This window comes from Methylobacterium sp. (assembly GCF_019750675.1).
In the GTDB taxonomy this organism is placed as follows: domain Bacteria; phylum Pseudomonadota; class Alphaproteobacteria; order Rhizobiales; family Beijerinckiaceae; genus Methylobacterium.
Genome location: NZ_JAIEOF010000144.1, coordinates 1 through 4,683 on the forward strand (window position 1 = coordinate 1; position 4,683 = coordinate 4,683).

Here is a 4,683-nt window from a genome sequence, read left to right on the forward strand (position 1 = left end):
GGCGAGGGCGGAGACGGACATCGACGGGCTTAGGCGGACGCGAAACGCGCGCGAAGTGGCACGTCACCGCGAAGACGCCGGTCCGGATGCCACACGGCATCCACCCCGACACCCACCAGGACACCCCGCCCGATGCGTTCCGCGTGTGACCACGACTGACGGCAGGTCTCCTGGCTCGCGGGTCACCGCCCTCTCATCGTCTTCCCAGGTCCCGGGCCTGACGGACCCTTCACCCAGTGACGTGTTGATGATGGGCTCGCCGCTTACAGTTGCGGGGGCAGCCGCGGCGTTGGGGCCTGAGCCCCGCACCGCGTTCCCTTTTGATCCTCCGGGGAGGAACCGTCCCGGGCAAGCTAGGCGGTGCGGGGGGTGGGCGTCAACCGGCCGTGCGTCCTCAGAGAACCGGCATGGCGCCCGCCACCGTGATGAGGGCGCCGGAGGTGTAGCTGCTCTCCTCGGAGGCCAGCATCACGTAGGCGGAGGCGAGTTCGGCCGGCTGCCCGGGGCGCCCGAACGGCACCTGGCTGCCGAAGGACTTCACCGAATCCTCGCTCATCCCGGCGGGGATGAACGGCGTCCAGATCGGGCCCGGCAGCACGCCGTTCACCCGGATGCCCTTCTCGGCCAGCAGCTGCGACAGGCTCAGCACCATGTTGCTGAGTGCCCCCTTGGTGGCGCTGTAGGCCATCAGCGAGGGCATCGGGTGCTTGGAGTTCACCGAAGAGGTGAAGATTACCGAGGCGCCCGGCTTCAGGTGGGGGAGGGCCGCCTTGGTCACGTAGAACGGACCGAACACGTTGGTGCGGAAATGATCCTCGAAGACCGCGTCGTCGATGGAATCCAGCCCCTGGTTGGGCTGCTGGAAGGCGCCGTTGTTGACCAGGATGTCGAGACGGCCGAAGGCCTCGACGGTCCGCGCCACGATCTCGCGGCCATGACCGGACTGCTTGAGGTCGCCGGGCAGCAGCAGGGCGCGGCGGCCCGCCTTCTCGACCCACGCGGCCACCGCCTCAGCGTCCCGCTGCTCCTCGGGGAGGTAGGCGATGGCGACGTCGGCGCCCTCGCGGGCATACGCGATGGCCACGGCACGGCCGATGCCGCTGTCGCCGCCGGTGATCAGCGCGGCTTGGCCCGCGAGCTTGCCCGAGCCCTGGTAACGCGTCTCGCCGTGATCCGGCTCTGGCGACATCTGGTCGGTCTTGCCGGGAAAGCTCTGCGGCTGACCCTCGAAGGGCGGGCGGGGATACTTGGACAGGGGATCGTGCGGCACGCGGCGTCTCCGATGGCGGTTCGTGCGGGGAATGCCGCGTCAACCGGAGGAATCCGCCTCCGTTCCGACCGCGCGACCATTCCACCCGGAGCCGATTCGATGCACGACCGTCTCCGCCGTGAACCCGACCAGGGCGCCGGCGGTGACGTCGGAGGGGAAATGCGCGCCCCGCAGCACCTGGGCCGCCACGACGCCGAAGGCCGCCGCCGCGGCAACGCCCCGGACCTCCGGATAGGCGCGACTGGCCGCGCACGCGACCGCGACGCTCATCGCCGAGTGCCCGGACGGAAAGGATTGCCAGGGCCCGACATTGGGCCCGAACCAGCCCTTCTCGTAGAGGCCCTCGTCCATCAGCACGTTGGGGCGCGTCCGGTGCACGATGCGCTTGACCGTGGTCTTCGTGGCCGCGGCCAGGATTCCGGACGCGAGCATATGCCGCCCGGTCGCCGCCAAGCGGCGGTTTCCGCTTAAAGCCCCCCAGGCCAGGGTGCCCGCGGATAGGGCGAGCAGCCAGCGCCAGCCCCCGGCCTCGCTCGCCGCCGCCAATGCCCGCACCCGGCCCGTATCCTTGGCGCGCGCCAGGGACACGCCGAGTCGGACATCCCCCGCCTCCAGGCGCCGGGCGAGGCCGGCAGCATCCTTGATCATCGAAGGGTCCATTCTCGGGCCGGGTCCGTTTTCGGGCAAAGCACGGCCGTAAACGCCGCGCCGCGCGGATCGTTCGAGACCCCGTGCATCCACCCGCAGCCCGGTGACGGCCGGGGGCCGGCGCGGGTCGTCCGGGAACCGATCGGCCGCCGCACGATTGACTGCTCATTGGAGTTGTTCTAATTAAGAAGTGCAGGGACGCCCCGGCGTCCCAACCCCGGAGATCATCATGGCCAGCACCACCAACGCAGCCTGCGAGAGCTGCCGTTTCTTCGACGACCACAAGCTCAACGGCGGCATGGCGGCCGGGGACGAGGGCCTGTGCCGGTTCAACCCGCCCGTGAGCCAGCCCGAGCCGAAGTCGCCGGGCCTGTGGCCGGTGGTCGCCTCCAAGGATTGGTGCGGTCACTTCACCGCCGAGATGTCGGCGGCCGAGTAAGGCCGGACCCGGCGCCCGGATCGTCGTCCGGGACCGCCAGGTTTTCACGGTTGGCAATGTTTCCAGCCTGGAAAGGGCCGGTGCCGCGGGCGCCGGCCCTTTTTGCGTGCCGGAAATCTCGTGCCTCGGTCGGAGGGCGGCCATGATCCCGTCACCTTCGCGTCGGAAGGCGTGGCAATCGCATGACGGGCGCTCGCTGCCCCGCGGGCGAGGGCGGATCGCCGCGGGGCGAGCGCAGAGGGTGAATGGGAAGCATGACGAATCGATCGACCATCGTGGCCGCCGCACGCCGGCTGGTGCCGCTCGCCGGCCTCGCCGCCGCCCTCCTGCCGGGCCTCGCGCTGGCCGCCGCGCCGAACGACGCGAGCGGCACCTGGCTCACCGAGGATGGCCGCGCCCGCATCCGCACCGAGAAGTGCGGCCCGCAGAACACCAACCTGTGCGGCTACGTCGTCTGGCTGAAGGTACCCCTGAACGACAAGGGCCAGCCCCGGGTCGACTTCAAGAACCCCGACCCGAAGAAGCAGGCCCGCCCCTCCCTCGGCCTGCAGCTCATCATGGGCCTGAAGCCGCAGCCGGACGGTCATTACGGCGGCAAGATCTACAACGCCGACGAGGGCAAGTTCTACGACGTGACGATGTGGTCCGACCAGCCGAGCGAACTCTCGGTGCGCGGCTGCCTGCTCGGCTTCCTGTGCGGTTCGCAGACCTGGAACCGGGTGAACGACGTGGTGCCGGGCCAGCTCACCGGGCCGACCAACGGCCCCGGCGGCCCGCGCGCCGATGCCGAGTGGGCGCCCGCCCCCAAGGCTCCGGCCGCCGGTGCCGCCGCGACGGGCGGCACCAAGCCGGCACCGAAGCCCGCTCCCAAGCCCGGCGCCGCCCCGGCCGCCCCGGTCGAGGAGTAGAACCGGCCGAACGCCGCCGAGCGCGCGACGGGACTCCGAACGCCGCCGTCCCGCCCGGGACGGCGGCGTTCGGCGTTTCCGGTGCCGCGCTGCGCCGGGCGGATCTCAATCGACGAGGGCCGCGTAGGTCAGCACGCGCAGTTCGCGCCGCAGGGGCAGGGCCGAGGAGGGGATGAGCTGGGTCAGCAGGACCACGGCGAGATCCTCGGCCGGGTCGACCCAGAAGGCGGTGCTGGCGAGCCCGCCCCAGGCCACTTCGCCCGGCGTTCCGACGATCTGGGCCCGGGCAGGATCGAGCATCACCGAGAAACCCAGCCCGAAGCCGATGCCCGTATAGGCGGTCTCGGAGAAGCGCGGCTGGCCCATGGCGGCCAGATCCCCGTCGAGGTGGTTTGTCAGCATGAGGTCGACGGTCTTGCGCCCGAGAAGGCGGGTGCCCTCGAGTTCGCCCCGCCCCAGCAGGAAGCGGCAGAAGCGCATGTAGTCGGCAGCCGTCGAGACGAGGCCGCCGCCGCCCGAGGGACAGGCCGGCGGGTTCGCGAAGCGGCTGTCCTCCGCGTCGTCGTAGAGCTTCAGGGTGCGGTCCCGGAACAGGCTGTAATTGGCGGCCAGCCGCGGCAGCTTGCCGGCGGGCACGAAGAAGTCGGTGTCGACCATGCCCAAGGGCGCGATCACGCGTTCGCGCAGAAAATCCGCAAAATCCTGGCCCGAGACCACGGCCACGAGGTGTCCCAGCACGTCGGTGGCCACCGAATAGTTCCACTCGGCGCCGGGCTGGGCCAGCAGGGGCTGCCGGGCGAGGCGGCCCACCACCTCGGCGAGGCCCGCATCCTGGGCTTCCCCGAAATCGACGCCGTTCTGGCGGTAGAGGGCGTCCACGAGGGTCGCCTCCATGAAGCCGTAGGTGAGGCCCGAAGTGTGGGTGAGAAGGTCCCGGATCGTGATCGGGCGCCGGGCCGGCTCGCTCTCGAACTTCGCGCGGTTGCCGCCGGTCAGCACCCGCAGGTCGGAAAATTCCGGCAGGAAGCGGGTGATCGGATCGTCGAGCTGGAAGCGGCCCTCCTCGTAGAGCATCATCACCGCCACCGAAGTCAGCGGCTTCGTCATCGAGTAGATGCGCGCGATGGTGTCGGGCGCGAAGGGCTTGTCGCGGGCGATGTCGGCGCGGCCGTGGGTGCGGAAGAACGCGGTCTTGCCGCCCCGCGCCAGCATCACCGAGAGACCCGCGACCTTGCCCGCCGCGACGTTGGCCCGCATCCAGCCGTCGATGCGCTCGAGGCGGTCGGGGCAGAGCCCGAGGGCCCGCGGCTCGCTAGCGGTCTCGCCCTGCATCACACCTGCTCCGTCCAGATCCGTCGGCTCCCGCATAGCGCCGGTCTGGGGCCAAGCAAACCCTGGCCCGAGGAAACCCTGGCCCG

At 70.7% G+C, this 4,683-nt stretch carries 5 protein-coding genes and 1 riboswitch; of the genes, 2 read left to right on the forward strand and 3 right to left on the reverse strand.

Going from position 1 to position 4,683, the window contains the following annotated elements:
• Positions 1 to 142: 142 nt before the first annotated feature.
• Positions 143 to 359, reverse strand: a riboswitch (cobalamin riboswitch).
• Between the two features lie 35 nt (positions 360 to 394).
• Positions 395 to 1,270 carry an SDR family oxidoreductase gene (locus K2X24_RS07615; RefSeq protein WP_292496371.1) on the reverse strand — a complete coding sequence of 292 codons (876 nt, stop codon included), beginning with the start codon at positions 1,268 to 1,270 and terminating at the stop codon, positions 395 to 397.
• A 39-nt stretch (positions 1,271 to 1,309) separates the two neighbouring features.
• Entirely contained in the window at positions 1,310 to 1,918 is a 609-nt protein-coding gene (locus K2X24_RS07620) for a phosphatase PAP2 family protein (RefSeq protein WP_292496374.1), read from the reverse strand.
• 229 nt (positions 1,919 to 2,147) lie between these two features.
• On the opposite strand from K2X24_RS07620, the gene K2X24_RS07625 reads away from it, so the two are divergent.
• On the forward strand, positions 2,148 to 2,357 hold the full coding sequence (locus K2X24_RS07625; protein ID WP_238281913.1) for a hypothetical protein: 210 nt from the start codon (positions 2,148 to 2,150) through the stop codon (positions 2,355 to 2,357).
• Between the two features lie 254 nt (positions 2,358 to 2,611).
• Entirely contained in the window at positions 2,612 to 3,265 is a 654-nt protein-coding gene (locus tag K2X24_RS07630; protein WP_292496378.1) for a DUF2147 domain-containing protein, read from the forward strand.
• A 105-nt stretch (positions 3,266 to 3,370) separates the two neighbouring features.
• Here the strand turns inward: K2X24_RS07630 and K2X24_RS07635 are convergent, their stop codons facing one another.
• Positions 3,371 to 4,597, reverse strand: coding sequence for a serine hydrolase (locus tag K2X24_RS07635; RefSeq protein ID WP_292496380.1), 1,227 nt, complete (start codon positions 4,595 to 4,597; stop codon positions 3,371 to 3,373).
• Positions 4,598 to 4,683: the final 86 nt, after the last annotated feature.